Annotated in this window: 24 protein-coding genes; 16 read left to right on the top strand and 8 right to left on the bottom strand. The window is 52.0% G+C overall.

Going from position 1 to position 22,978, the window contains the following annotated elements; all coding sequences use genetic code 11:
• Nucleotides 1-20 precede the first annotated feature (20 nt).
• Entirely contained in the window at nucleotides 21-866 is an 846-nt protein-coding gene (locus tag ACUTSW_RS14590) for a sulfurtransferase (protein ID WP_445584742.1), read from the top strand.
• Nucleotides 867-874: 8 nt separating this feature from the next.
• Nucleotides 875-2,089, top strand: a complete 1,215-nt coding sequence (locus ACUTSW_RS14585) for an MFS transporter (protein ID WP_445584741.1) — start codon at nucleotides 875-877, stop codon at nucleotides 2,087-2,089.
• A gap of 357 nt (nucleotides 2,090-2,446) precedes the next feature.
• Here ACUTSW_RS14585 and ACUTSW_RS14580 read toward each other — a convergent pair whose 3' ends face one another.
• A complete protein-coding gene (locus ACUTSW_RS14580) occupies nucleotides 2,447-2,821 on the bottom strand; it encodes a winged helix-turn-helix transcriptional regulator (RefSeq protein ID WP_445584740.1) in 375 nt (124 codons plus the stop codon).
• Nucleotides 2,822-2,924: 103 nt separating this feature from the next.
• Between ACUTSW_RS14580 and ACUTSW_RS14575 the strand changes: the two genes are divergently transcribed.
• Nucleotides 2,925-4,043, top strand: coding sequence for an NADH:flavin oxidoreductase (locus ACUTSW_RS14575; protein ID WP_445584739.1), 1,119 nt, complete (start codon nucleotides 2,925-2,927; stop codon nucleotides 4,041-4,043).
• Nucleotides 4,044-4,139: 96 nt separating this feature from the next.
• Here ACUTSW_RS14575 and ACUTSW_RS14570 read toward each other — a convergent pair whose 3' ends face one another.
• On the bottom strand, nucleotides 4,140-4,919 hold the full coding sequence (locus ACUTSW_RS14570; protein ID WP_445584756.1) for an SDR family oxidoreductase: 780 nt from the start codon (nucleotides 4,917-4,919) through the stop codon (nucleotides 4,140-4,142).
• Nucleotides 4,919-5,245: a nuclear transport factor 2 family protein gene (locus ACUTSW_RS14565; RefSeq protein ID WP_445584738.1), complete on the bottom strand. Its 327-nt coding sequence runs from the start codon at nucleotides 5,243-5,245 to the stop codon at nucleotides 4,919-4,921. The genes ACUTSW_RS14570 and ACUTSW_RS14565 overlap by 1 nt, the downstream gene beginning before the upstream one ends.
• Before the next feature lie 90 nt (nucleotides 5,246-5,335).
• On the opposite strand from ACUTSW_RS14565, the gene ACUTSW_RS14560 reads away from it, so the two are divergent.
• The 5 genes from ACUTSW_RS14560 (at nucleotide 5,336) to ACUTSW_RS14540 (ending at nucleotide 8,974) form a co-directional block, all read left to right on the top strand.
• Entirely contained in the window at nucleotides 5,336-5,662 is a 327-nt protein-coding gene (locus ACUTSW_RS14560; protein WP_090122302.1) for a winged helix-turn-helix transcriptional regulator, read from the top strand.
• A gap of 92 nt (nucleotides 5,663-5,754) precedes the next feature.
• Nucleotides 5,755-6,165 carry a tautomerase family protein gene (locus ACUTSW_RS14555; RefSeq protein WP_013813659.1) on the top strand — a complete coding sequence of 137 codons (411 nt, stop codon included), beginning with the start codon at nucleotides 5,755-5,757 and terminating at the stop codon, nucleotides 6,163-6,165.
• A gap of 356 nt (nucleotides 6,166-6,521) precedes the next feature.
• Nucleotides 6,522-7,091, top strand: coding sequence for a TetR/AcrR family transcriptional regulator (locus tag ACUTSW_RS14550; protein ID WP_445584737.1), 570 nt, complete (start codon nucleotides 6,522-6,524; stop codon nucleotides 7,089-7,091).
• 51 nt (nucleotides 7,092-7,142) lie between these two features.
• Nucleotides 7,143-8,060, top strand: coding sequence for an oxidoreductase (locus tag ACUTSW_RS14545; RefSeq protein ID WP_445584736.1), 918 nt, complete (start codon nucleotides 7,143-7,145; stop codon nucleotides 8,058-8,060).
• A gap of 65 nt (nucleotides 8,061-8,125) precedes the next feature.
• Nucleotides 8,126-8,974: an SDR family NAD(P)-dependent oxidoreductase gene (locus ACUTSW_RS14540; protein ID WP_445584735.1), complete on the top strand. Its 849-nt coding sequence runs from the start codon at nucleotides 8,126-8,128 to the stop codon at nucleotides 8,972-8,974.
• Between the two features lie 167 nt (nucleotides 8,975-9,141).
• Here the strand turns inward: ACUTSW_RS14540 and ACUTSW_RS14535 are convergent, their stop codons facing one another.
• Together ACUTSW_RS14535 and ACUTSW_RS14530 are read right to left on the bottom strand one after the other, a co-directional pair.
• The gene (locus ACUTSW_RS14535; RefSeq protein ID WP_445584734.1) at nucleotides 9,142-9,747 is read right to left on the bottom strand and encodes a hypothetical protein; all 606 of its coding nucleotides are present in this window, start codon (nucleotides 9,745-9,747) and stop codon (nucleotides 9,142-9,144) included.
• A gap of 319 nt (nucleotides 9,748-10,066) precedes the next feature.
• Nucleotides 10,067-10,957, bottom strand: a complete 891-nt coding sequence (locus ACUTSW_RS14530; protein WP_445584733.1) for an oxidoreductase — start codon at nucleotides 10,955-10,957, stop codon at nucleotides 10,067-10,069.
• A 498-nt stretch (nucleotides 10,958-11,455) separates the two neighbouring features.
• Here ACUTSW_RS14530 and ACUTSW_RS14525 point away from each other — a divergent pair, with 498 nt between their 5' ends.
• The 7 genes from ACUTSW_RS14525 (at nucleotide 11,456) to ACUTSW_RS14495 (ending at nucleotide 18,866) form a co-directional block, all read left to right on the top strand.
• Complete coding sequence (locus ACUTSW_RS14525; protein WP_445584732.1) at nucleotides 11,456-12,433, top strand: DUF1852 domain-containing protein; 978 nt, start codon at nucleotides 11,456-11,458, stop codon at nucleotides 12,431-12,433.
• Between the two features lie 26 nt (nucleotides 12,434-12,459).
• Nucleotides 12,460-13,491 (top strand): methionine synthase, encoded by a 1,032-nt coding sequence (locus tag ACUTSW_RS14520; RefSeq protein ID WP_004946619.1) that lies wholly within the window; start codon nucleotides 12,460-12,462, stop codon nucleotides 13,489-13,491.
• Nucleotides 13,492-13,833: 342 nt separating this feature from the next.
• Nucleotides 13,834-14,487: a hypothetical protein gene (locus tag ACUTSW_RS14515; RefSeq protein WP_445584731.1), complete on the top strand. Its 654-nt coding sequence runs from the start codon at nucleotides 13,834-13,836 to the stop codon at nucleotides 14,485-14,487.
• A gap of 285 nt (nucleotides 14,488-14,772) precedes the next feature.
• Complete coding sequence (locus tag ACUTSW_RS14510; protein WP_445584730.1) at nucleotides 14,773-15,405, top strand: YbhB/YbcL family Raf kinase inhibitor-like protein; 633 nt, start codon at nucleotides 14,773-14,775, stop codon at nucleotides 15,403-15,405.
• A gap of 28 nt (nucleotides 15,406-15,433) precedes the next feature.
• Nucleotides 15,434-16,318, top strand: a complete 885-nt coding sequence (locus ACUTSW_RS14505) for a helix-turn-helix transcriptional regulator (protein ID WP_445584729.1) — start codon at nucleotides 15,434-15,436, stop codon at nucleotides 16,316-16,318.
• 430 nt (nucleotides 16,319-16,748) lie between these two features.
• The gene (locus ACUTSW_RS14500) at nucleotides 16,749-18,044 is read left to right on the top strand and encodes an MFS transporter (RefSeq protein ID WP_445584728.1); all 1,296 of its coding nucleotides are present in this window, start codon (nucleotides 16,749-16,751) and stop codon (nucleotides 18,042-18,044) included.
• Nucleotides 18,045-18,059: 15 nt separating this feature from the next.
• Entirely contained in the window at nucleotides 18,060-18,866 is an 807-nt protein-coding gene (locus ACUTSW_RS14495) for a substrate-binding domain-containing protein (RefSeq protein ID WP_445584727.1), read from the top strand.
• On the opposite strand, the gene ACUTSW_RS14490 is transcribed toward ACUTSW_RS14495, so the two are convergent.
• From ACUTSW_RS14490 to ACUTSW_RS14480, 3 genes are all read right to left on the bottom strand, one after another.
• Nucleotides 18,841-19,740 (bottom strand): LysR family transcriptional regulator, encoded by a 900-nt coding sequence (locus tag ACUTSW_RS14490; protein WP_197930582.1) that lies wholly within the window; start codon nucleotides 19,738-19,740, stop codon nucleotides 18,841-18,843. The two genes, ACUTSW_RS14495 and ACUTSW_RS14490, sit on opposite strands and share 26 nt — an antisense overlap.
• Before the next feature lie 234 nt (nucleotides 19,741-19,974).
• A complete protein-coding gene (locus tag ACUTSW_RS14485) occupies nucleotides 19,975-21,081 on the bottom strand; it encodes an ABC transporter substrate-binding protein (RefSeq protein ID WP_445584726.1) in 1,107 nt (368 codons plus the stop codon).
• Nucleotides 21,082-21,420: 339 nt separating this feature from the next.
• Nucleotides 21,421-21,807, bottom strand: a complete 387-nt coding sequence (locus ACUTSW_RS14480) for a nuclear transport factor 2 family protein (protein WP_445584725.1) — start codon at nucleotides 21,805-21,807, stop codon at nucleotides 21,421-21,423.
• 261 nt (nucleotides 21,808-22,068) lie between these two features.
• Between ACUTSW_RS14480 and ACUTSW_RS14475 the strand changes: the two genes are divergently transcribed.
• Nucleotides 22,069-22,977, top strand: coding sequence for a LysR family transcriptional regulator (locus ACUTSW_RS14475; RefSeq protein ID WP_445584724.1), 909 nt, complete (start codon nucleotides 22,069-22,071; stop codon nucleotides 22,975-22,977).
• The last annotated feature ends 1 nt before the right edge of the window (nucleotide 22,978 follow it).

The raw sequence follows: 22,978 nt of genomic DNA, 5'->3' as shown, positions 1-22,978 counted from the left end.
GGCTCCCGCAGGAGCCTTCTTTGAAAAGGACAAATATGGAAGCTCTGGTTTCTCCTCACTGGGTTGTAAACAACCCGGACTCAGATAGCATCATCATACTGGATGCTACGCTAAAAAAAACAGCGAATAAGACTAGTGAAATTAAGGAATTAGTCATTGAAGGCGCAATATATTTTGACCTTGACAGTACTTTTTCAGAGCCTGAGTCTGCTCTACCCCATACATTCCCTTCAGCATCAAGTATTCCATCCCTGCTATCCGGAATCGGTATTAGGCCCGACTCCACCGTGGTAGTTTACGATCAGCAGGGTATGTATTCGGCACCCAGGGTCTGGTGGATGCTAAAGGCTATGGGTATTCAGAAAACCTACATTCTTGACGGGGGATTACCGGCATGGCTTGCCGCGGGACTTGGTATATCCGAAAGCTATGCGATGCCCAAGGTAAATAGGGTCTGCGATTTTGACATTAAGCCTGAGCAGATTGTTGATAAATCCACTGTCCTTAAAAATATCACTACTCCTCATTTTATGTTAATTGATGCAAGACCCTCAGAGAGATTTTCTGGACGACAAGCTGAACCCAGAATCGGTTTAAGGCGCGGGCATATACCTGGATCCATAAACATCCCTTTTAGTGAGGTTTTGAACAATGGGCACTACAAATCACCCGAGTCTCTGGCTGAAATTTTTAATCGTAACGGGCTGAATGATAACGATGAGCTTGTATTCAGCTGTGGGTCTGGAGTTACAGCTTGTATAGTTCTTCTTGCTGCATATCTGGCCGGTTTTAAAAAACTTCGCATATATGATGGGTCCTGGGCTGAATGGGGAGCTGATGAAAGCTTACCGCTGGATTTGGAATAAGCTGACTTATGACGAACTTAAACCTATCGCTAACACAACCAAAACAGCTTGCGGTTATACATACTATGCTGGCCGGAACCTTTCTGTCTCGGGCAGGATATTTCATGGTATGGCCTTATCTGTCTGTAGAGCTTTATCGTCAGTTTCAATTGAGCGCATTACAGATTGGTGCCATCTTTTTTATGACATTAGCTACTGGAACACTGATTGGTGTTTTCGTTAGTTATTATTCTGACAAGCTAGGGCGCGAACGATCGCTTGTAGCGAGTCTATTTCTGAGCATTATCGGTTTTGCATCAATGACTTATTGTGATTATGCTGCTGAATTTGTTGGCTCCATGTTACTGATTTCAACGGGGCGCGCATGCACGGAGTCGTTTAGCAAGGCAATGATTGGTGATTATCTTACTGATTTTAGGCAGAGGGAACAGTATCAATACATACGGTATTATGTCGTAAATATTGGCTCTGCTCTTGGGCCGCTTGCAGGGACGTATGCTCTTGCATCACCAGTCATAAATGTTTTTTTTGCTTCCAGTGTTATTTATCTGATCTACGCCTTAGCGTTAATTTTTATTTTGAAAGGTTTGCAAAAGAGAGAGATTAACCATAAGAAAAAAATTCCAAGCTTTGCCCATTCCGTCTCAAAAATATTCTCGCAGACACAATTTTCAAAGCTAATGATTTGTTATTTTATTGTGATGCTTGTGTATACTTCCTTTGACTCCCCTCTCATTCAACTTCTAACTCGACTAAAATTTCCCGACTTGAATTATGCTATTAGTGTGATATTTTTGGTTAACGCAATAACTGTTATTGTTTTTCAGTATCCAGTTTTGTTCTTGTTAAAGAGATGGAGTATAAAAGGGAAAGTCATTCTGGGGATAACTCTTATCTCTTTATCACAGTTACTGTTTTTGACAGTATACTCAGGATCGCTTGGATTGCTCGCTTTCTCCGTATTCGTCCTCAGCGTTGGGGAATTGATAACAATGCCAGCTTTCAGCGTCGAGGTAGACAGGCTTGCTCCTGCTGAATTAAGGGGGACATCTTTTGGTTTAATTAATCTGACATCACTCGGAACCGCATTGTGTCCGCTTTTCTGTGGGTTCTTTATTGATGCCGGGTTAGGTTACTTGATGTTTGCGACACTTTTTATTCTGGGGGTTATTTCAATATCAATATACGCCTCTGTAGGCCAGCGTAAAAGCGCCATAAAGTGAGTAATATTTGAGTGACCTGCTCCCCAATAATTAATGCAGTGCGGATTCAGAAAAATCGGCTTCTGGCACTCTGCAGTCAGAAATGGGGGATAGGTCTGCTCTGAGCGAGGAGCATAACATTGTCCTTGTTACGCTCCCTACCGTCATGGACAGTGTCATCTAAATATTACTACACTCATCCTGTACGTTCTTTTAGTAGATAATAGGCTTAATGACACGTTTAAGTGAAAGAATAAGCTTGTTTTGAAATTAATTGTTATATCAATGATACCGGGGCTCCTACTTCCCGCCGTTCAGGAACGGGAATGGGTAGCGCCCGCATTTCACTTAAACAACAAACGCTGATTCCCCCCCTTTTCACTTCATCCCGGCAATCTGGTCAAACTGCAGTCTGGCGGCTTCGACTTCAGGCAATTTATCGAGCGTCCATTGGTGCAGTTCGCGGAAGGGCTTCTGCAAGGTTCGGCCCAGTTGCGTAATGTCGTATTGCACGGCCACAGGCGAGAAAGAGATAACCTGTCGCGAGATCAGCCCATTACGCTCCAGCCGCCGCAGGCATTGCGTCAGAGCCTTCTGTGAAACCCCCTCAAGACGACGTCTGATGGCGTTGAAGCGCTGTGGTTCATCATCAACGACAGCCAGAACCATCATCGACCATTTGTCTGCGATTTGATCGAACAATGCCCGGCTTGGGCAATCCGACGAGAAGCACTGTGGGTGTAAAGTCAGCATGGGGGGTTTCCTTTGGTATACCTAGGCTATTCAAGGTGCCTAATTGACATCAGGTATATAAAATATACCTAATAGAGCTCCCAACACAATGGAGTTAATTTGTATGTCTCAAAATACATCCAGTATTCTTTTCAGTCCTTTTTCCGTGCGCTCTCTTCAAGTGAAAAACCGGATCGTAATGGCGCCCATGACGCGACTTTTTGCAGCGGACGGTATACCGGGAGAAGCAAATGCAGCCTACTACCGGCGTCGCGCAGAGGGGGGGGTTGGTCTGATCCTTTCCGAAGGCACCGTCGTTGATCGCCCGGCGTCACGAAACGATTCCGGCATCCCTTTTTTCCACGGAGAAGCGGCACTGGCTGGCTGGAAAAACGTGATTGATGCCGTACATCATGCGGGTGGCCGCATGGCGCCGCAGATCTGGCATACCGGCGCAGCGCGTTATATCAACGGCTGGGAACCGGATGCCCCGGTGGAAAGCCCATCAGGTTTCGATGCGCCCGGAGACCCGCGCGGCGTGGCAATGAATGAAGAAGATATCGCGGATACCGTTTCGGCGTTCGTAAAGGCGGCGGCAGATGCCAAACGTCTGGGCTTCGACACGGTCGAAATCCATGGCGCTCATGGATTTTTGATCGACCAGTTCTTCTGGGCCGGTACTAATCTGCGTACCGATCGCTACGGTGGCCCCACCATCAAAGAGCGTACGCGCTTTGCCAGCGAGATTGTCTCTGCTGTTCGTCATGCAGTCGGTCCTGATTTTCCGATTATCATGCGTGTTAGCCAATGGAAGCAGCAGGACTACGGGGTACGAATTGCCGAAACCCCGGCGGCGATGGAAGCATGGTTATTGCCGCTGGTTGAGGCCGGCGTCGACATCCTGCACTGTTCGCAACGCCGCTTCTGGGAGCCGGAATTCCCTGAGATTGACGGTGAAAACGGCCTGAACTGTGCAGGTTGGGCGAAAAAAGTGACCGGAGCCGCGACAATTAGCGTGGGTTCGGTTGGCCTGGATAACGATGTTACCCATGCTTTCGCCGGAAAGGGATCGGCGCCTGCAAGCCTGGAGCGGCTCATCGAGCGCATGGAGCGTGAAGAGTTTGATCTCATCGCTGTGGGCCGCGCCCTGCTGAGCGATCCGGATTGGGTAACGAAAGTGGAAGATGGCAATTACACGGCGTTGAACGGGTTTAATCCGGCATCGCTGGCTGCATTGGCTTAAGGCTGCACGGCGGGCGTTTCAAGTCTATGCATAAGGCGGCCCTGTACATCGGGGCCGCCTGGAGAATGATAATATCGGTTTGTAAGCGATGCAGGGTTACACCGTCGGGATGGTGCCGCCATCTATCACATATTCGGTACCGGTGATGGTGGCAGCATAAGATGACGCGAGGAAGGCAATAAGATTCGCCACCTCAATGGGCTTTGACGGACGCCCCAGCGGAATGCCACCGAGGGCATTCATGATGATCTGCTTGCCGCCTTCGTAATCCGTTCCCGCCTGCTGAGCCAGCCGTTCCGCCATTGCCACCGAAGCTTCGGTTTCGATCCAGCCGGGCGCAACGCGCACCACCCGAACCCCCTTCGGCGATACCTCTTTCGACAGGCTTTTGCTGTATGCTGACAGCGCCGCTTTAGCTGCCGCATAGCCGGTGGTCGATTCCGGTAGAGGCAGTTCACGCTGGATAGAGGTGACGTGAATGATCACCCCGCCCCCCTGCGCCAGCATCCCTGGCAACAGCGCACGATCCAGGCGTACCGCGGGCAACAGATTGAGATTGAGTTCCTGCTGCCACTCCTCTTCGCCCAACGCCGCAAAGCCACCGCCGGGTGCGGTAGAACCGCCCGCCACATGGACGATGACGTCAACCCCTCCCAGGTGCGCCTGAACGGCTTCCGCTACTGAGGTACAGCCTTTGACCGTGGTCAGGTCCGCCGCCACGAAGACGTCTGCAATACATTCCGTGGGCGCATGGCGCGCAGTGGTTAACACCCTGGCGCCCTGTCGTTTTAACAACCCGACGACCGCCTTTCCGACGCCTTTGGTGCCCGCAGTAACCAGCACGCGTTTACCCTGGAAATCAAGATCCAACGACATCATAGAATCTCCAGTGTGTTGATCTTGTCGCCGACCAGGCCGAAAGCATGCTTAAGCTCTACCGGGCTGCCGGGAAAGTTACCGACGACATTAGAGGTGACCGTCACCCGGTCGCCTTCGGCAAGAACCTGAATCGGCTCCACGCTGTAGTCAAACGCGGCCTGCGCGGCACGTTGCCATGCCTCGATCGCCGCGTGCCCCTGATGAGTTTTACCTTCGTCGATCACGACGGCGTTGGCGGTAAAACATTGCTTAACGCCGGCGATATCGGCACCATTGCTGATCGAAAAATAGGTAGAAATAGCCTGCGGTAGTGATAATGACATGGCTCTGTACTCCCGTTATTTACAGTACGGATATCTTCAACATAGACTGTGAAATTGACAAGTACGCACGAAAAAGTGAGCTACTGAATTGTGAGTAAGTTATATAGCCCGGAATCGGCCGCAAGCGGCGTGGAGCAGGTCTTGCGGCTGCTGGAAGGCCGCTGGAAATTAATCATTCTTTTTCATCTGTTCGACGGGAAAGTACAGCGCTATTCCGATTTTGAAAAACTGATCCCCGCCATTTCGCAGAAAATGCTGGCACAGCAACTGCGACAGCTGGAAGCCGACGGGATCGTGTCGCGGACGGTGTATCCCCAGGTGCCGCCGAAAGTGGAATATCGGCTCACTGAGTGGGGGCAAGCGCTGTGCCCTGCTCTCGATGCAATGCTGAAATGGGCGGAAAAACGCGAGGTTTAACCGGCCTCGATTATGCCATTTTAATGGCTTATAAGCTGACTGCGGTTCCTGTAATAATTTAACCGCTATGACAATCTCATTAAGGACATGTTATGCCTGGTATAACCCTGACGCTGTCTGGCTTAAAGAATCAAAAATTAACCCAAAAGTGTGTACTTTTAGCGACTCAAATCACATGCGATGTTTTAAGAAAAAATAGCTTCGAAACTATGGTCATAGTGAGACATGTCGATGATGAAGACTGGTTTATTGATGGCAAAAGCCTGGCTGAATGGGGCAAAAATTCGTTTAGACTCGAAGTGACGATCGTCGATGAAACCTGTAGCAAGGACCAGAAATCGGCATACCAGAAAGCAATTTACAACGCTATGGAGCAAGCGATTGGTAACCTGCATCCTCAGTCGAATGTTCATATAATCGACTGTAAAGCCGCTTCATACGGATACACGGGAATCACTCAAGAGTATCGATATCAGCATAAAGACGAGTTTTACAAAGAATAAGTCCATTTATCACAACATATCCTGCCGCGCTCCACCAAAACACGCGGAGTGCGGAGAAATCAAAATTCTCATTTTACTCCAGTAAAACGCCCGGAATCAGGCTGATGGAGTCCACGCCAAAGAATAGCCTGGCACTCAAACCTGCGGCAGGGATTTTTGTACTCAGCAAGAGATGATGCCGGCACAGGAAATGACTTTTTAAGGCACTCCTACGTACGCTTTTGGCTGTGAGTTCAACGGGTCGATGCAACCCTACTTACCCTACTGACCGCATAATGGATGACTGGAACCTTGACGGTGACATCATCCACCCTATATAGTTGAGTGACAGCTCACTCATTAATATGTACCGGAACATGGCTCGTCCCCTCAGTGAAGAAAAACGACAGGCATTGCTCGATGCAGCGGCGGACTTCGTCGCCGCCTTAGGCACCGGCGCGTCTACGGCCAAGATCGCAAAGGCCGCTGGCGTTTCCGAGGGAACCCTGTTCACTTACTTTCCAACCAAGGATGATCTGCTCAATCAGCTCTTTGTGGAAATAGAGACAGATCTCACAGAGACGATGCTGGCTCCATATCCCACGGACACCTCCGCTAAAGACCGACTATTCGCGGTCTGGAACCGTCTGATCGATTGGGGACTGAAGCAAGCCACCGCGCGCAAAGCCCTTCGCCAGTTGAAGGTGTCCGATCGCGTGACGGCGGAAAGCCGAAGCCAATGCCATGCCATGCAGTTGAGCGCGCGTGCGATGGTGGAAGAGTGTCTTGCCGGCCATGCCTCGCCTGACAGGATAGCTTTCTACATCGATACCATTCTCTTCGACTTGGCCGACACCAGCATCAACGCGATCACAGCCAAGCCCGAGGAAAGTGATGCCATCCGACAGGCCGGGTTCGACCTGTTCTGGAACGGGTCTGCAGCCTAATTTTTTAACCAATAAATGAGTATGTACTCGCTCATTAATAAAGGATAACAAATGTCGATTAGCAAGGGTTTCACCGAAGCTGATGTTCCGGACCAGTCCGACAAGACCTTCATCGTCACGGGTGCCAATGCAGGCGTCGGTTTCGAGATCGCTCGCGCTCTTGCCATCCGCCGCGCACGGGTCCTGCTTGGCTGCCGCGATCAGGCCAAGGGAGAAGATGCGATCGCACGAATTCGAAAGATCGCACCCGCCAGCGACCTGGCATGGCTGCCGCTCGATCTCAGCGATCTTGAGTCCGTACGTGCGGCAGTCGAAATCGCGGGGAAAGAACCGCGCCTCGACGGGCTGATCAACAATGCAGGCGTCATGAATCCCCCGCTGATGCGGACGAAGCAGGGATTCGAATTGCAATTCGGCGTCAATCATCTCGGTGTCTTCGCGCTGACCAGCCTGCTGCTGCCCAAGCTCGCCGAGACGCCGGGGTCACGCGTGGTCGTGACGTCGAGCGTTTCACACCTGAAGGCCAGGATCGATTGGGACGATCTGAACGCCGACAAGAGCTATCAAAAGAATGATCGCTACGGAGCCAGCAAACTCGCCGGCGCGCTGTTCTTCTTCGAACTGGATCGTCGGCTGCGCGCGGCGAAGTCACCTGTTACGGCCATCGGCGTCCACCCTGGCATCGCGGCTACAAGCCTTGGTCGTCACATGGGACTTGCCCGGATCGCAGGCCCGATTGTTGGCCTGTTGCTCAACAGCGCCGACAAGGGTGCTTGGCCGGCACTTCTGGCCGCGACCGGCAAGGTGAAGCCCGGAGGCTATTACGGTCCCACCGGATTTGGCGGAATCCGTGGGGCCGCCGGCGAAGCAAAACGTGCGCCGCGTGCTGAAGATCCAGCGCTCGCGAAGCGGCTGTGGGAGGTCTCGGTGGCGATGACGGGGGTCGATCCCGGCCTCCCGGCCGCCTGATTTCAAACAAAGTGCGGTATCACGCCGCAACTACTACCCTCTCTTCACATAGAAAAGGTGACCATATGTCTGAAAAAATCTGGTTTATTACGGGTGCCTCACGCGGTTTTGGCCGCATCTGGGCAGAAGACGCTCTTAAGCGAGGTGACAAAGTTGTCGCAACGGCGCGATCGGTGGCCGACGTCACGCCTCTTGCCGATGTGTTCGGCGATGCCGTCCTGCCTTTGGCACTGGACGTGACAAACCGCGATCAAGTTGCCGACGTCGTTGCAACGGCGCACGCGCATTTCGGCCGTCTGGATATCGTCTTGAACAATGCCGGCTATGCACTCGTCGGCGCGATCGAGGAAGCGAGCGAGGCCGAGGTTCGTGCCGAGTTCGATACCAACGTTTTTGGCCCTCTTACCGTTATCCAAGCCGCCCTTCCGCTTCTGCGTGCGCAGCAGGGTGGCCATATCATCGGCGTCTCGAGCGTCGCGGGGGTCTATGCCGCCCCAATCACCGGCTTCTATCACGCGTCCAAATGGGCGTTCGAAGCGCTCCATGAAAGCCTTTCGAAGGAAGTCGCGCAGTTCGGCATCAAGGTCACACTCCTGGAACCTGGCCCGTACGCAACAGACTTTTCGAGCCAGTCCTCGCTGAAGCTCGCCACGGGCATCGACGCCTATGCCGAGACGCGAGCACAGGTGTTCGCCGGCGGCGCAAACATGAAATTCGGTGCCCCTGCTGCGACCTCGGCATCCCTGTTCAAGGTCGTGGATTCGGCACAGCCGCCGTTGCGCTTCTTCCTTGGTAGCGAAGGGCTACCGGTAGCTCGCGCCGCCTATGCTGAGCGCCTTGCCGTTTGGGAAGCGTGGGAAGATGTTTCGAATGCAGCCCAGGGCCAGCCCAGGAAACAGGCTCTCGACCTGTGATGAGAAGGACATAAGGCTGGAGTGTTTTTGCTCTGGCCTCATGATTGCGAACGACTGGGTACTGAACAACTATTCAACAGCACCCTCTTTGGGCATTAGTTGAGCCGGCATAATGCCGGCATTCCGCCCCGCTACAACTGTGCAGCCAGCCTCAACTAAAGGGATGATTATCCGCCGTAAGGCTGTTGGCGCGCTTTCTCGAGCTCAAGCTTTACTGCCTTCAATGTCCTTTTCCGAATCCAGCCGCTTCCCACTCGGATTGCCAGCCAGTATCCGGCCATTTTTAACTGTGTCGCTCTGTCAGGGCAATGTATGAAGGTTTCTGTACAGAGTGCATATTCGTCGGTGGCGAGTTGTTGTACCTGATATCGCAGCAGCAGCTTTGCATTGCCTGGCCGCAGCGCGGCGCAATAGGCACTGATATCGGGGACATCCTCAAGGCCAAAATCGGTTCGCCAGAATTGCCCTCTCAAACCATAGCAAAGTTCGGTTGGCGAGTTTTCTAACAAAGTGAAACTCTGTAGCCCAAACTGATTAATGGCACTTTCAGATTGATGGCGTCGTAATTTTTGCGGCAGTTTCCGCACCGCCATTAACGTTTTAATCACGATATCCTGCTGAATATCATAACCCGCAATTGCCGGTAAGATTTTTTCGGGGTAAGCCGTGGTTATGGTAGTGCTGTGCCGCTCATGGAACTGAAAGTTCGGCAGATACAGAGGGACATTTTGCCAGTCAGCCAGAGCATTCTTCGTAACAAATCCGAGTGCCATCCCGTTATTACTCCCTCAAGAACCCTAATCCTGCCCCGATTGCCGCAACGTATTCACGTTGTTAAAACATAAAGGCGCGCGGCCGCGATTGTGAAACAAGGCTAAGGTTCTATCAATTTTTGCCTCTGGAGCGCCACCTGTTTTATAAACACTTTTGGCAAAAAATGACCCGTACAGTCAGTGATGAGCGAAAAGTAGGCACCCCACCGCATCTTGCATGCGGACACTATTTAGCCATGTTACTGGGCGGGATATCTCGCTCAACCCTGCGGCGATTCAGGCTGTCGTTGTCTTGCAAATACCCCGGCAGTTAACGGTGTCAACCCGGTCCCTCACTCCCTGCCGCCAGCAGCGGCACCAGCACGTCGCTGATGGGCGTCGGAATGCCCTGCAAGCGACCATAACGCTGTACCACGCCGTTGCGGATATCCCACTCCAGTGGGCGGTTGGCCTGGCGGTCGGCGAGAATGGAGGTCCCTAAATCCGCAGGGGCATGATGAAAACCCTCGACGATCTCCTGCGGAACCTTATCGCTCAGTACGGCACCTTGCGCACGCGCCACCGCCAAACACTCGCGCAAATACGCCAGAGCCAGTTCAGTGATATCCCCGCGTGAGAACATCCCGGCACGACGATTGGCGAGAACCATCAGACCCGCGGCCGCATTCTGCAGCAGTTTGCGCCAGGCGATGGAGAGAAAATCGGATGACAACTCAACCGCGCAGCCTGTGCCTTTGAGCGCATCGGCGACCCGTTTTGCCTGCGGCACATCCGGCAGCGTAAGGCGCGGTTTGGCACGCAGCCAGACGGAGGCATCCAGCTCGCGCTGGGCCGGGAACCACACGACCGAAGGCAGCACCTTTGCGCCGTTGACGTAGGGTTGCAACTGGGTTTCCTGCTCGACGCCATTTTGCAGGGCACATACCAGGGTGTTTTCATCGCACAACGCGGCCAGCCAGTCGGCGCAGTCAGCGACCTGGGTGGTTTTCACCGCGACAAACACCAGGTCGAACGGATGGCTGATAGCCGCCGGATTGACCAATACCGGCCCCGGCACCACAACTTCGTCGCCATCGTGCCGCAGAATCAACTGCGGATGTGCGGTACGCCCACACAGGACTGGCGTTCGGCCAACGTCATGCAGGACAGCAGCGATGGTGGTACCTATAGCACCCGGACCAATAAGAGCAATTGTGGGATAGTCAGACATCTTGCGTTCTCCTGATTCGATTAGCCCATCATCAGTGTGCCGGCGGCAATCGCCGCACATGACGGCATTTTATCAGTGTTAACCTCTCGCCGAGGAAAAGATAACCCAGTGCTGATGTTAAACAGCACATGCCCGAATGGAAAGTGAAGCGTCGTCATCCATGCATAAGCAAATGCTCATACATTGAAGGCGGCCTCCCACCTCTTTTAGCCCTGCCATAAATCTGTTCAGTCCGCCGCTTCTGCCCCCAGGATCCCCGCTGTAAATCTTGTGTGCCAGGGTTTCAGACGATGCCGGACATGATGGCCCGCCACATCATGAAGATGGCTCATGTTGTAATGAAATTAAGTCGCTTTCACTCATCCCATGGCTCTGGCATAAAAGATGCATTGTTAACGTATTGACAACATGAAGACTGATGAATGAGAAAATCAGTGATTTCTGGGAAATCAAGAAATAAATTCAGTTTTCATGTCAGAACTCAGGATGCAGAACACGATGAATAAAGATTTTACATTTACGCTTAAGAGCAGTGTTTTCGATGAAAACTATAACCCTTCCGAAAATACGCGTATCACGACTAACTTTGCCAATTTGGCCAGAGGAAAGAACCGCCAGGAGAACTTGCGCAACACGTTAGTGATGATTGACAATCGTTTCAATACGCTGGCGCATTGGGACAACCCCAAAGGCGATCGTTATTCTGTCGAACTTGAAATCATTTCTGTCGAGATGAATATTGAAAACAATGGCGACAGCTTCCCAGTGATTGAAATATTAAAAACCAATATTATTGATAAAAAAACCAATGAACGTATTGACGGTATTGTAGGGAATAACTTTTCTTCTTACGTGCGGGATTATGACTTTAGCGTATTGCTGTCAGCGCACAATAAGAATCAACCTCAATTCAGCATTCCGGCTAATTTTGGTGATTTACACGGCAATATATTTAAATATTTCATCAGTTCAGAGGCGTACAGAGATAACTTTAATAAAACGCCTGTTATATGCCTGAGTGTTTCAAGTAAAAACACCTATTATCGGACGGGTAATGAGCACCCTGTATTGGGCGTGGAATATCAGCAAGATGAACCTTCATTGACCGATGCATATTTCAATAAAATGGGGTTGCAGGCTCGCTATTTTATGCCTAAACATAGTGTTGCGCCTTTGGCTTTTTATTTTAGTGGCGACTTGCTCAGCGATTACACTGATCTTGAACTTATCAGTACCATCAGCACGATGGAGACTTTCCAAAAAATTTACCGACCTGAGATTTACAATGCTAATTCTGCAGCAGGGCAATACTATCAGCCAAGCTTGAATCAACAGGATTACTCGTTAACTCGGATCGTTTATGATCGAGAAGAGCGTAGTCAGTTGGCTATTGAGCAGGGAAAGTTTACTGAAGAGAATTTTATTAAACCATACCAAACTGTTCTTGAGCAATGGTCCGCTAACTACGCTGCTTGATTAACCAAAACACAGGGTCATCTATTATGAAAAAGTTATTACCGACTTCAACGGCCGGCAGTTTACCTAAGCCCTCTTGGCTGGCACAACCTGAGACACTTTGGTCACCCTGGAAATTGCAAGACCAGGAATTAATCGACGGCAAACAAGATGCCCTGCGTTTGTGCCTGGAAGATCAGCAGCAGGCCGGTATCGATATTGTCAGTGACGGCGAGCAAACGCGCCAACATTTTGTCACTACCTTTATTGAGCACCTCAACGGCGTTGATTTTGAGAAACGCGAGATCGTTAAAATCCGTAATCGCTATGAGGCGAGTGTCCCGACAGTCGTTGGGCCTGTGAGTCGCCAAAAATCTGTTTTTGTCGAAGATGCCAAGTTTTTACGCCAGCAAACCGACCAACCCATTAAATGGGCCCTGCCAGGTCCCATGACCATGATAGATACGCTGTACGATAACCACTATAAAAGCCGCGAAAAGCTGGCCTGGGAATTCGCTAAAATTCTCAATGAAGAAGCCAAAGAATTAGAAGCTGCCGGTGTCGATATCATCCAATTTGATGAGCCCGCCTTTAATGTCTTCTTTGATGAAGTGAACGATTGGGGCATTGCCACGTTAGAAAGAGCCATTGAAGGGCTTAAGTGTGAAACGGCTGTACACATTTGCTACGGTTATGGCATCAAAGCCAATACCGATTGGAAAAAGACGCTGGGAACAGAATGGCGGCAATATGAAGAGATTTTTCCAAAACTGCAAAAATCCAATATCGATATCATCTCACTGGAATGTCAGAACTCCCATGTTCCCATGGAGCTGATGGAACTCATTCGAGGTAAAAAGGTGATGGTTGGGGCCATTGACGTGGCAAGCAATACCATTGAGACGCCAGAGGAAGTCGCCGCTACGCTTCGAAAAGCGCTTCAGTTTGTAGACGCCGACAAGCTCTATCCTTGCACCAACTGCGGCATGATCCCTTTACCTCGCGGAGTAGCAAGAGGCAAGCTGGATGCGTTAAGCGCGGGCGCAGAAATTGTCCGCAAAGAACTCTTGGCCAAATAACGTCGCCAAATAGTAGACGACCTGAAGGAAGCTCAGTCCGGGAATTAGCGCTCTGATCAATCGCTAACCATTCCAAGCCACCAAGCGGACTGAGCTGTTCTTCATTGTTTAACACAACGCGTCAGTGACGTCCGCTTCCAGACCAGACTGAAGGGTCGTCAGGTCTGATATGAGCTGCGAGTTAAGCGGATCGGATGTTTTAGAATCGAACGTGGAGACTTAGTCAATCCAGGCTGGGTGAAATTTTTATTTCAGTGATAATCAAAACGCAGACAACGTTGTCGCAGAGGGGCAATACGGGCAGTATGGGATGCTACCTGAAATAATAAATAAGGGATTTTAATGTTCCGAAAATCGACTCTGATAACTTTACCTCTGCTGATGACGTCGGTATTCCTGCTGACAGGATGTCCCCCAGCACCGGATCTAACACAGTGGCAGCGTCCTGATACGGATATCGATGGCGTGCGCGTCGCGATGGCTAAATGCGGCGTGCAACTCCCCGGCTCCGATATCCCAAAAACGGATAATGAGTCCGTTCTGTATTACCAATGCATGGAGAAAATGGGGTTTACCCGTAAAGATGGATTCAAAATTTGCAGCGTTCGTGTTTACCATGATACATCAGCCTGCCTCGAGCAAGAACAGGGGCATCCCTTGAGTCAGAGTCAGCTAGAAGCGCTGCCTTTTGTCGCAGACAGAGGGTTTCATCCGATTAACCCGGATTCCGGCGTGAGCAAGTTTTCCTTGATTACCTGGCGTAAAGTAGGAGCTTCACTGCATTTTTCACATGAAATTGAAAACGACAAACAAGCGCTGGCGGTGATGTATCAATGCGGTTATCCGCAACCTTTGGGCTCGACGCCTTACGTGCCTACGCTGCGCAAAGCCGCTAATGTTCAGCGATGCATGCTGGATAAAGGTTTCGAGCCAAAAAACAGACTCAATCTAGTATGTCGCAATTACCCGCAGGTCACTGGCTGCCCCAAAATATAACTCGCCCCCAGAACTTCCCCTGAAGAGGCTGACACGCTATCCGGCAAGCCGACAGGGGTATGCCCCCGCTCGATGGAATGGGGTGTCTTTGGCCAGCCAGATTGATGTCCCTTTTGGGTGGGAAGTCACCATATCCGAATTGCAACTAACAAGGCAGAACCCTCATACCAACCCAACACATCCAGTCAGAATGACAGTTTAAGTAAGTAATTTGACCGGATGAGTAAGTCTCAGGATGTGTAATGGTCGTATAATCGTGTTTTCAGCCATTGATAAGGCAATAACATGAAATTATACAGCCACAGTTTTAAAGACGGTGAGGCCATCCCAGGCAAGAACAGCTTTGCCGTTTATGATCCAGAAAACCGCATTCGTTTATCTGATAACCTCAACCCACACCTTGCCTGGGAAGATGTGCCGGCAGGCACACAGGCGCTGGTGCTTCTTTGCCACGATCCTGATGTTCCAAGCAGTGCAGAAGATGTTAATCAGCCGGGGAAAACCGTTCCGGCGTCTCTGCCGCGTACAGATTTCTATCACTGGTCGCTGTTGAACATTCCGGCGGATCAAGGCGAAATCATCGAAGGCGCTCAGTCCAGCGGCATTTCTGCCAGAGGCAAGCCGGGGCCTTCCGCACCGGGCGGTCTGACTCATGGTATCAATGATTACACCGCGTGGTTTGCCGGTGATGAGTCAATGGCCGGAACATATTATGGCTATGATGGCCCCTGCCCGCCGTGGAATGATGAATTGGTTCATCATTACATATTCACGTTATATGCGATTCCGATGCCGGCATTAAACGTCGAGGGGGAGTTGACTGGCGCTAACGTTCGTCGTGCGCTGGAAAACAGCAATGTACTGGCAACGGCCACGCTGACCGGGATCTATACCCTGAATCCGGACGTCAGCGTTTAACTCACCACGAGCCATCAACAGGTAAATCATGACCAGCGAAAGTCGATTAGTTGTCCCGGATGAACCGGACGCCATAAGCAATGAATCTCTTTCCTGGTCAGACTATTGCGGCAGCAGTCTCAGCCGCGATAATCTGGTTTCGGTGGCTTATCCGCAGCTCAGGGTGAGACAAAGCACCCCCTCATTTTGCTTCTTCGAACCGACGGTGCTAATCGTACTGGCGGGGAGAATTGAATTTCTGACCTCAGGAGAAAGTCATACCCTGGCTGAGACTGCCGCCGTGGGGTTTATAGATCAGGGCGTCATTGCTGATTATACCAAGTTTCCTCCGGATAACGGCTCCCCCTTCCGCTCGCTGTATCTGACTTTCAGCGCCGATGTGCTGGAATCTTTTTATCAGTTCTCGCAAAGCCATTTATCTCTCTCAGGTGACAGAAAGAAGCCGAAATTTACCGCGATGGCGCTTAACAGCGCGCTGCGAGAGTCGTTACACACGCTGCTGAAAAGCCTGGCGCAGCCGAATCTCAGTGATGCAAGAATACGTTTGAGGATGTTCGACTTGCTGCTGGCACTGGCAGAACAAAACATTCATTTTGCTCTGCCCCGGCGACAGGGCGTTTTACCGCGCTTAAGCAATCTGCTGCGTGCTTCGCCAGAAACCGACTGGACCGCGCGATCTGCCGGCGAAGCGTTGGCAATGAGCGAATCCACCCTGCGCAGACGCTTACGAGAGGAAGGGGGCAGCTTTGAGAAGCTGCTCGTGGATATACGCATGCACCACGGCCTGATGCTGATACAGACTACCCGCTGGAACATGGCGCAGGTGGCCGATGCCTGCGGCTACAAATCGGTTTCGCGTTTTGCTGAACGATTCACCCAGCGCTTTGGCCTGCCTCCTTCACGGCTGCGCTAGCCTTTTCATCAGGGTGTGATCAGCGCGAGTTTGGTTGGGGCCGATTAAGGGTTTGCGGCAGATTCGTTGTGGTTGTCAGATCAGAAGCGAATGTCTGATCTTTGCGGAGGGAAGAAGCCCATTTCAGGGGGAATTCTGCGGAGAACCCGAACGCCCTCCCTTTTTCCCCCGCTCAGCATTTTTCTGCCCCTTAGCCTTGTATGAAGCCTGTCACAAAACGCGCATGAAGTTTTTAGCCTGTAACGGACCGGGCAACACGGGGCAATCTTGTTAATGGCCCGTTACAGCTTATCGCAGCCAATTGTTAACATTTATTCATGCGCCAAACGCATCAGCACATGCGTTTATTGCGCTTATTTACTTTATTTTCATGGTCCAGTCTGCAGAAACAGATGCGGTTAAAAGCGTCAATGACAAACTGGAGATAAAGATGCATTCACCTAACGTACCCATGACAACTCGGGCAAGGACCGGCGCGATACTGCGCGTGACCTCTGGCAACTTTCTGGAACAGTTCGATTTTTTCCTGTTCGGATTTTATGCCACCTACATCGCCCATACCTTCTTTCCGGCCAGCAGTGAGTTCGCCTCGCTGATGATGACCTTCGCGGTCTTTGGGGCGGGCTTTCTGATGCGCCCTATCGGCGCAATAGTGCTGGGCGCATACATCGATAAAGTCGGCAGACGCAAGGGGCTGATCGTTACCCTGTCGATCATGGCCGCCGGGACCTTCCTGATTGTCCTCATCCCGTCCTATCAGACGATCGGGCTCTGGGCGCCGTTGCTGGTGCTGGCCGGCCGTTTATTGCAAGGCTTCTCTGCGGGTGCAGAGCTGGGCGGCGTATCGGTTTACCTGGCTGAGATCGCCACGCCAGGCCGTAAAGGCTTTTACACCAGCTGGCAGTCCGGCAGCCAGCAAGTGGCCATTATGGTGGCCGCGGCGATGGGCTTCGCACTGAATGCCTTCATGGAAGAAAGCGCCATTCGTGAGTGGGGCTGGCGTCTGCCGTTCCTGTTCGGCTGCCTGATTGTGCCTTTCATCTTTTTCCTGCGCCGCAAACTGGAAGAGACCCAGGAGTTCGCCGCCCGCCGCAACCACCTGGCGATGCGCGACGTGTTCAAAACCCTCCTGGCGAACTGGCAGGTGGTTATCGCCGGCATGCTGATGGTCGCCATGACCACCACCGCGTTTTATCTGATCACCGTCTATGCGCCGACCTTCGGTAAAAAAGTGCTGATGCTCAGTGCCTCCGACAGCCTGCTGGTGACCCTGCTGGTCGCGATCTCCAACTTCCTTTGGCTGCCGGTCGGCGGCGCCCTGTCGGACCGTTTTGGCCGCAAGCCAGTTTTGGTGACCATGGCACTGCTGGCGCTGATCACTGCCTATCCGGCACTTAGCCTGCTTGCCGAAGCCCCCAGCTTTTCGATGATGCTGACGGTCTTGCTGTGGCTGTCCTTCCTCTACGGCCTCTACAACGGCGCCATGATCCCGGCCTTAACCGAGATCATGCCGACGGAGGTCCGGGTTGCCGGTTTCTCGCTGGCCTACAGCCTGGCGACTGCCGTCTTTGGCGGGTTTACGCCGGTAATTTCTACCGCACTGATTGAGTACACCGGCGATAAGGCCTCACCCGGCTACTGGATGAGTTTTGCTGCCGTATGCGCATTACTGGCGACGCTTTATCTGTACCGCCGCAGCGCGTTAACACTCCAAACCGCACGTTAAATCAGGGATTACGTCATGCAAAAAATTTATCGTTCACTGCTCGCCACACTGGTGCTTTCTTCTGTCAGCACGGGCGTGCTGGCCAAAGACGTGACCGTCATGATCTCGGGCGGGTTTAAAGCCGCACTGGAAAAACTGGCCCCGCAATTTGAAGCCAAGAGCGGCGACCACATCATTTTGGTGTCCGGCCCTTCTATGGGTAAAACGCCTCAGGCGATCCCCGCGCGCCTGGCTCGCGGAGAAAAGGCCGATGTGGTGATCATGGTGGGTGACGCGCTGAAAAATCTGGAAAAGGATAACTGGATCCAGCCAGGTTCACGCGTGGAACTGGCCGACTCGCCGATTGGCATGGTGGTCAAACAAGGCGACTCTAAACCCACTATCCAAAAGGATAGCGATCTGCGCACTACCCTGCTGCAGGCCAAATCCATTGCCTATTCGGACAGTGCCAGCGGCCGCTATGTCAGCAACGAGCTGTTCAAAAAACTGGGTATCGAAGACCAGGTTAAAGAGAAGGCGCACATGATTGAGCGCATTCCGGTGGCATCCGAGGTAGCGAAAGGGAAATATGCGGTAGGTTTCCAGCAAGTGAGTGAACTGCTGCCGGTGCCGGGCGTCACCTTTATCGGCGAACTGCCTGAGGATGTGCAGTACATTACCCGCTTTGCCGGCGCGGTCACCGCCAAAGCGGAACACCGCCAGGAAGGCAAAGCGCTGCTGGATTTCCTGTCTTCCGCCGAGGCGCAAAACACCATTCGCGCCACCGGGATGAGAACCGTGAAAGCTGAACAGCCGGTTAAACAGCCTGATACTGTTCAGTGATCAACTTTTCCAGCTCGGCGGCAACGTAGGACTGCATGCGCCCGCTGCGCCGGATCAGGCCAACCGTGCGCTTCACCACCGGGTCGGTCAGCGGCAGGTGCGTCAGCACCGAATGCTCTGACGCCGGCATCGACATGGCGGGCACGGCGGCAATGCCGACACCCGCTTCAACCATACCCAACATGGTCGTCACATGGCGGGTTTCGCAGATGCTGGGGCGCTCAGGAATGATGTGCTCCAGCATCTGATCAAGCAAATTTCGGTTACCGGACGTCTTATCCAGCCCCACATAATCCTGCTGATAAAACTCGCGCCAGGTCAGGCTTTTTTTACTGGCGATGGGATGATCGCGCCTGCAGGCAGCCACGTAGACATCCCCCACCAACGGCAAAAATTCGATATTGGGTTGCAGGTTTGTCGCGAAACAGATGCCGAAATCCGCCTGGCCGCTGGCCACCGCTTCGATGACGTTACCCGCACTGCTATCGATAAGCTTGACGCGTACCCGTGGGTAGCGAGCCTGGAAACGGCGGATCACGTCGGGCATGAAATAGTAGGCCGCCGAGGGCACAGTAGCGACGGTGACCAGCCCCACGCGATCCTGACTGACCTTATTGATGTCCGCCAACACCAATTCGACATTCGCCAGTAGCAGGTCTGAACGCTCGGCAAAGGTCTGCCCATACAGCGTCAGGGTGACGCGCCGGGTGGTTCTGTCGAACAATTTAATACCCAACGCGGATTCCAGCTTCTCTATTCTGCGGCTCAATGCGGACTGCGAAAGGCAGATGGACTCCGCGGCAAGCCGAAAATTACCGTATTCAACCAGCGCTCGGAAGGCATAAAGATCGTTGAGATCAAAATTCACGGGCATAGCGGCAGACAATCCTTTCAGAGGCGGCAAGGGCTTAGAGAAGAGATGATAGCCGCTTATCGGACAACGGCAACCTTTTAGAAAGTGCTCGGCAGCCTTCTCTTAAGACGCTGACAAATTCCCCCTCGCATGCCATTCAAAATGCCGCTCGTCGGCAATAAAGCCCCCACCGCTTGAATGCACGCGTTTAACGGGGGCCAATAGTGAAATCCGCTATTTAAAGCGGATTAAAATTCACTTCCATGCAGAAATAGCGAATGTCCCTTCGGGTTTCACCGGCAGATACTTCGCATAGTAATCCAGGTAGTTTTTTACCGGATCCACATCTTTAAACTGCTCTGGGTAAAGTGATTTGGCAATGAACTGAATCATGGCGAAATCGGAAAGCGTTCTGGATGCGCCTTGGTATACGCCGAAGAGCTGCTTGTTTTTGATCGCCGGCAGCGAGGCCCAGCCATTACGCGCAGAAAAACCGATAAGCTGCTGAGTGGCAATGTTTTTATCAACGCCAACCCCCATGGACAGTGCCGACGAGACCTTGTTGTTTTCTCTTCCCGAGATAAAAATCGTATCTGGCATCGCAACGAGCAACTGCTCTGGATTAATGACGCCCCACCACTCAAAAAGTGATTCAGCTATATTGTTCGCGCCGGCGAGTTTCAGCATCGCGCCCCACATGTTCTCGCCATAGGTAAATGAATATTCGCCAGGCCCCTTATTACCAAACTCAATATAAACCTTGGGTTTTTTCAGGCCTGAACTATTTACTCTGCGTTGCACATCAGCAATGTTATTGGCGTAAAGGTCTGCGAGTTCCTGGGCCCGTTTTTCTTGCCCTGTCAGTATTCCAAATATTTTGGTAGAGCTGACATGCTTTTCTACCGTTTGAGCATTGTAGTCGATCACAACCACCGGTATTTTCAACGCTTCAAGGCGAGACACTTCATATTTTAAAGCGACATACTGCCACTGCGCCAAAATGACCACGTCAGGTTTTAACGAGATGATATTTTCAAGCGAGATATTATGGAGATCGACTTCACCAATATCGGCGATACGGCCAAGGGACGGCATCTGCTTAACATACATATTCCAATTGGCGGGTACTTTTCCCCGCCATGCTTCACGTGAAATACCGATGACGTGATCGAATGCGGCTTCCCCGCCCACAGCCATGTAATCTTCAAAGTTAAAGCCTAAAATAGCCCGCTTTACAGGCGTATCGACCGTAACCTGTCGCCCCATAACATCGGTAAAGGTCGTGGTGGCTGCATTAGCGATGCCGGACACTGTTAAAAAAACAGTGAACATCATAAAGGTGATTAAATTTCGAACGCCCATAAAATGAAAATCCTCGGGATTTGGGTTCACTCTTAGAATAATTTATTCTATTTTCTTGAAATCAAGATGAAAATGATAATAATTTCTATTAAAATTAACATCAACTGCAATCGTTGCACCCTTTAGATTTTGTGTAAAAAAACCAGCCTCATCATAAAACCCAGCATCAACAACCAACTAAAAAAACAAAGCCAGCATAGAAAACCACAACAAAACAAAAACCGAGATACCGATTTAGAATCGGAAATGGACCCGTGTTTGCGCCGTTAAATGGGTTTTAGAGGGCCATGGCGAAAATATCACCATGGCCAGATGCCGCCTCGCCTATTGATGTGGACCTTAGGCCGGCATGGGATCGATAAATACGTAAAGTCGGGTGATCTTGCCGTCGACGATCTCGACAACATCAAGCCCGGTTATCGCCGGTGGCCCTTCTTGCGGCCCGAAATGCCAGCGCATGCGGCCGACACCGTGATGCCCGACCGCCGGCCCGAAGGTGCCGAAAGCAAAGCCCGGAGGCGCCTGCGATAAAACCTCGTTGACGACCTGTTCGATGCCTTCATACCCGCTCGCTTCGACGCCGGGTTCGTAAACCTGGACGTTTTCGGCATAGATCTCTCGGATCGCCGCACGGCGCTTCTGCGTATCTTGCTCGGCGAACACGCGATGAATAGGTGCCTGCATCACGGCGTCGTAATCGATAAAGGCTTCCCTAGATATGCTCATGATTTACCTTCTGGTTAAGTGAGTACTGCGCTTGAAAGTTCAGGGTTGAACAGGGGTTAGATTCAGTTCGGCTTGATGCGCGCGGCTGCATGCGCGTTGGGGCGGTATGCTCGAGCATCCAGCCGGGATATTCCGGCGCCGGCTTGCCGGCCGCGTCGAGTGCGGCCAGCCCTTCTGGCTCCCGGAGAGGTGACTATGCGTCATTCTATTTTTGTCATAAAGTATGCCAATCGAAACCCATAGTTATCATGAAACGACACAATGCAAGATCTCGAGTCTCTGGCCATTTTTGTACGTATCGCGGAAATGGCGAGCTTCACCCATGCAGCGGAAAGCCTCGGCATTCAAAAAGGCCGAGCATCGAACGTGGTGCGCCGCATCGAAGCGGCCATGGGCGTGCGGCTGCTGCACCGTTCGACGCGCACCGTGCAGTTGACCGAAGATGGGCGCGCTTTTTACAACCGTGCACGCGCGTTGCTGGCGGATGCCGAAGAATTAAATAACCTATTCGCAGGCAGCAAAACGCCGCTGCGCGGGCGGCTGCGCATCGATCTGCCCACGGAACTGGCCCGTACCCCGATCGTGCCCGCACTCCCTTCGTTTATGGCCACATACCCTGAAATTCAGTTAGAGATATCCAGTACCGACCGGCGTGTGGACCTGATTCAGGAGGGCATAGATTGCGCGCTGCGCATCGGAGAGATTGTCGATGAAACGCTCGTCGCGCAGAAGATGGGCGCTTTAAGCATGGTCAACGTGGCAAGCCCCGCTTACCTGAAAAACCACGGCGTGCCCCAGACGCTTGAGGATTTATCGGTGCAGGAACACCGCATGATTCATTACGCGCCAATCTTGGGGAGCCGGCCGTTTGGATGGGAATACCCAAAGGGCGACGGTTACGCCACGCTGATGCTGGCAGGCTCCATCAGCGTCAATAGCGTGCAGACCTACCATGCCGCAGGTCTGGCCGGTTTGGGGCTGATCCAGGCGGGACGCTCAAGCCTGATCGAATATATTGAGAAAGGCGAGCTCGTAGAGATACTGCCGGATTTGCGCCCCGAGCCGTTGACCGTTTCATTCGTCGTCGCGCACCGGCAAAACTTATCGCGCCGCGTACGCAGTTTCATGGCGTGGTCGCAGCAGATATTGGCGCCGTATTTGGATAAGTAGA

This window comes from Serratia sp. TSA_198.1, assembly GCF_052686505.1.
Note: the sequence above shows the minus strand (reverse complement) of the source record. Positions and strands in the feature narration are given on the sequence as shown.

Coding starts and splice junctions, on each gene's coding strand:
- ACUTSW_RS14585 (WP_445584741.1), top strand. CDS start 875: ATGACGAACTTAAACCTATCGCTAACACAACCAAAACAGCTTGCGGTT.
- ACUTSW_RS14580 (WP_445584740.1), bottom strand. CDS start 2,821: ATGCTGACTTTACACCCACAGTGCTTCTCGTCGGATTGCCCAAGCCGG.
- ACUTSW_RS14575 (WP_445584739.1), top strand. CDS start 2,925: ATGTCTCAAAATACATCCAGTATTCTTTTCAGTCCTTTTTCCGTGCGC.
- ACUTSW_RS14570 (WP_445584756.1), bottom strand. CDS start 4,919: ATGTCGTTGGATCTTGATTTCCAGGGTAAACGCGTGCTGGTTACTGCG.
- ACUTSW_RS14565 (WP_445584738.1), bottom strand. CDS start 5,245: ATGTCATTATCACTACCGCAGGCTATTTCTACCTATTTTTCGATCAGC.
- ACUTSW_RS14555 (WP_013813659.1), top strand. CDS start 5,755: ATGCCTGGTATAACCCTGACGCTGTCTGGCTTAAAGAATCAAAAATTA.
- ACUTSW_RS14550 (WP_445584737.1), top strand. CDS start 6,522: ATGGCTCGTCCCCTCAGTGAAGAAAAACGACAGGCATTGCTCGATGCA.
- ACUTSW_RS14545 (WP_445584736.1), top strand. CDS start 7,143: ATGTCGATTAGCAAGGGTTTCACCGAAGCTGATGTTCCGGACCAGTCC.
- ACUTSW_RS14540 (WP_445584735.1), top strand. CDS start 8,126: ATGTCTGAAAAAATCTGGTTTATTACGGGTGCCTCACGCGGTTTTGGC.
- ACUTSW_RS14535 (WP_445584734.1), bottom strand. CDS start 9,747: ATGGCACTCGGATTTGTTACGAAGAATGCTCTGGCTGACTGGCAAAAT.
- ACUTSW_RS14530 (WP_445584733.1), bottom strand. CDS start 10,957: ATGTCTGACTATCCCACAATTGCTCTTATTGGTCCGGGTGCTATAGGT.
- ACUTSW_RS14525 (WP_445584732.1), top strand. CDS start 11,456: ATGAATAAAGATTTTACATTTACGCTTAAGAGCAGTGTTTTCGATGAA.
- ACUTSW_RS14520 (WP_004946619.1), top strand. CDS start 12,460: ATGAAAAAGTTATTACCGACTTCAACGGCCGGCAGTTTACCTAAGCCC.
- ACUTSW_RS14515 (WP_445584731.1), top strand. CDS start 13,834: ATGTTCCGAAAATCGACTCTGATAACTTTACCTCTGCTGATGACGTCG.
- ACUTSW_RS14510 (WP_445584730.1), top strand. CDS start 14,773: ATGAAATTATACAGCCACAGTTTTAAAGACGGTGAGGCCATCCCAGGC.
- ACUTSW_RS14505 (WP_445584729.1), top strand. CDS start 15,434: ATGACCAGCGAAAGTCGATTAGTTGTCCCGGATGAACCGGACGCCATA.
- ACUTSW_RS14500 (WP_445584728.1), top strand. CDS start 16,749: ATGCATTCACCTAACGTACCCATGACAACTCGGGCAAGGACCGGCGCG.
- ACUTSW_RS14495 (WP_445584727.1), top strand. CDS start 18,060: ATGCAAAAAATTTATCGTTCACTGCTCGCCACACTGGTGCTTTCTTCT.
- ACUTSW_RS14490 (WP_197930582.1), bottom strand. CDS start 19,740: ATGCCCGTGAATTTTGATCTCAACGATCTTTATGCCTTCCGAGCGCTG.
- ACUTSW_RS14485 (WP_445584726.1), bottom strand. CDS start 21,081: ATGGGCGTTCGAAATTTAATCACCTTTATGATGTTCACTGTTTTTTTA.
- ACUTSW_RS14480 (WP_445584725.1), bottom strand. CDS start 21,807: ATGAGCATATCTAGGGAAGCCTTTATCGATTACGACGCCGTGATGCAG.
- ACUTSW_RS14475 (WP_445584724.1), top strand. CDS start 22,069: ATGCAAGATCTCGAGTCTCTGGCCATTTTTGTACGTATCGCGGAAATG.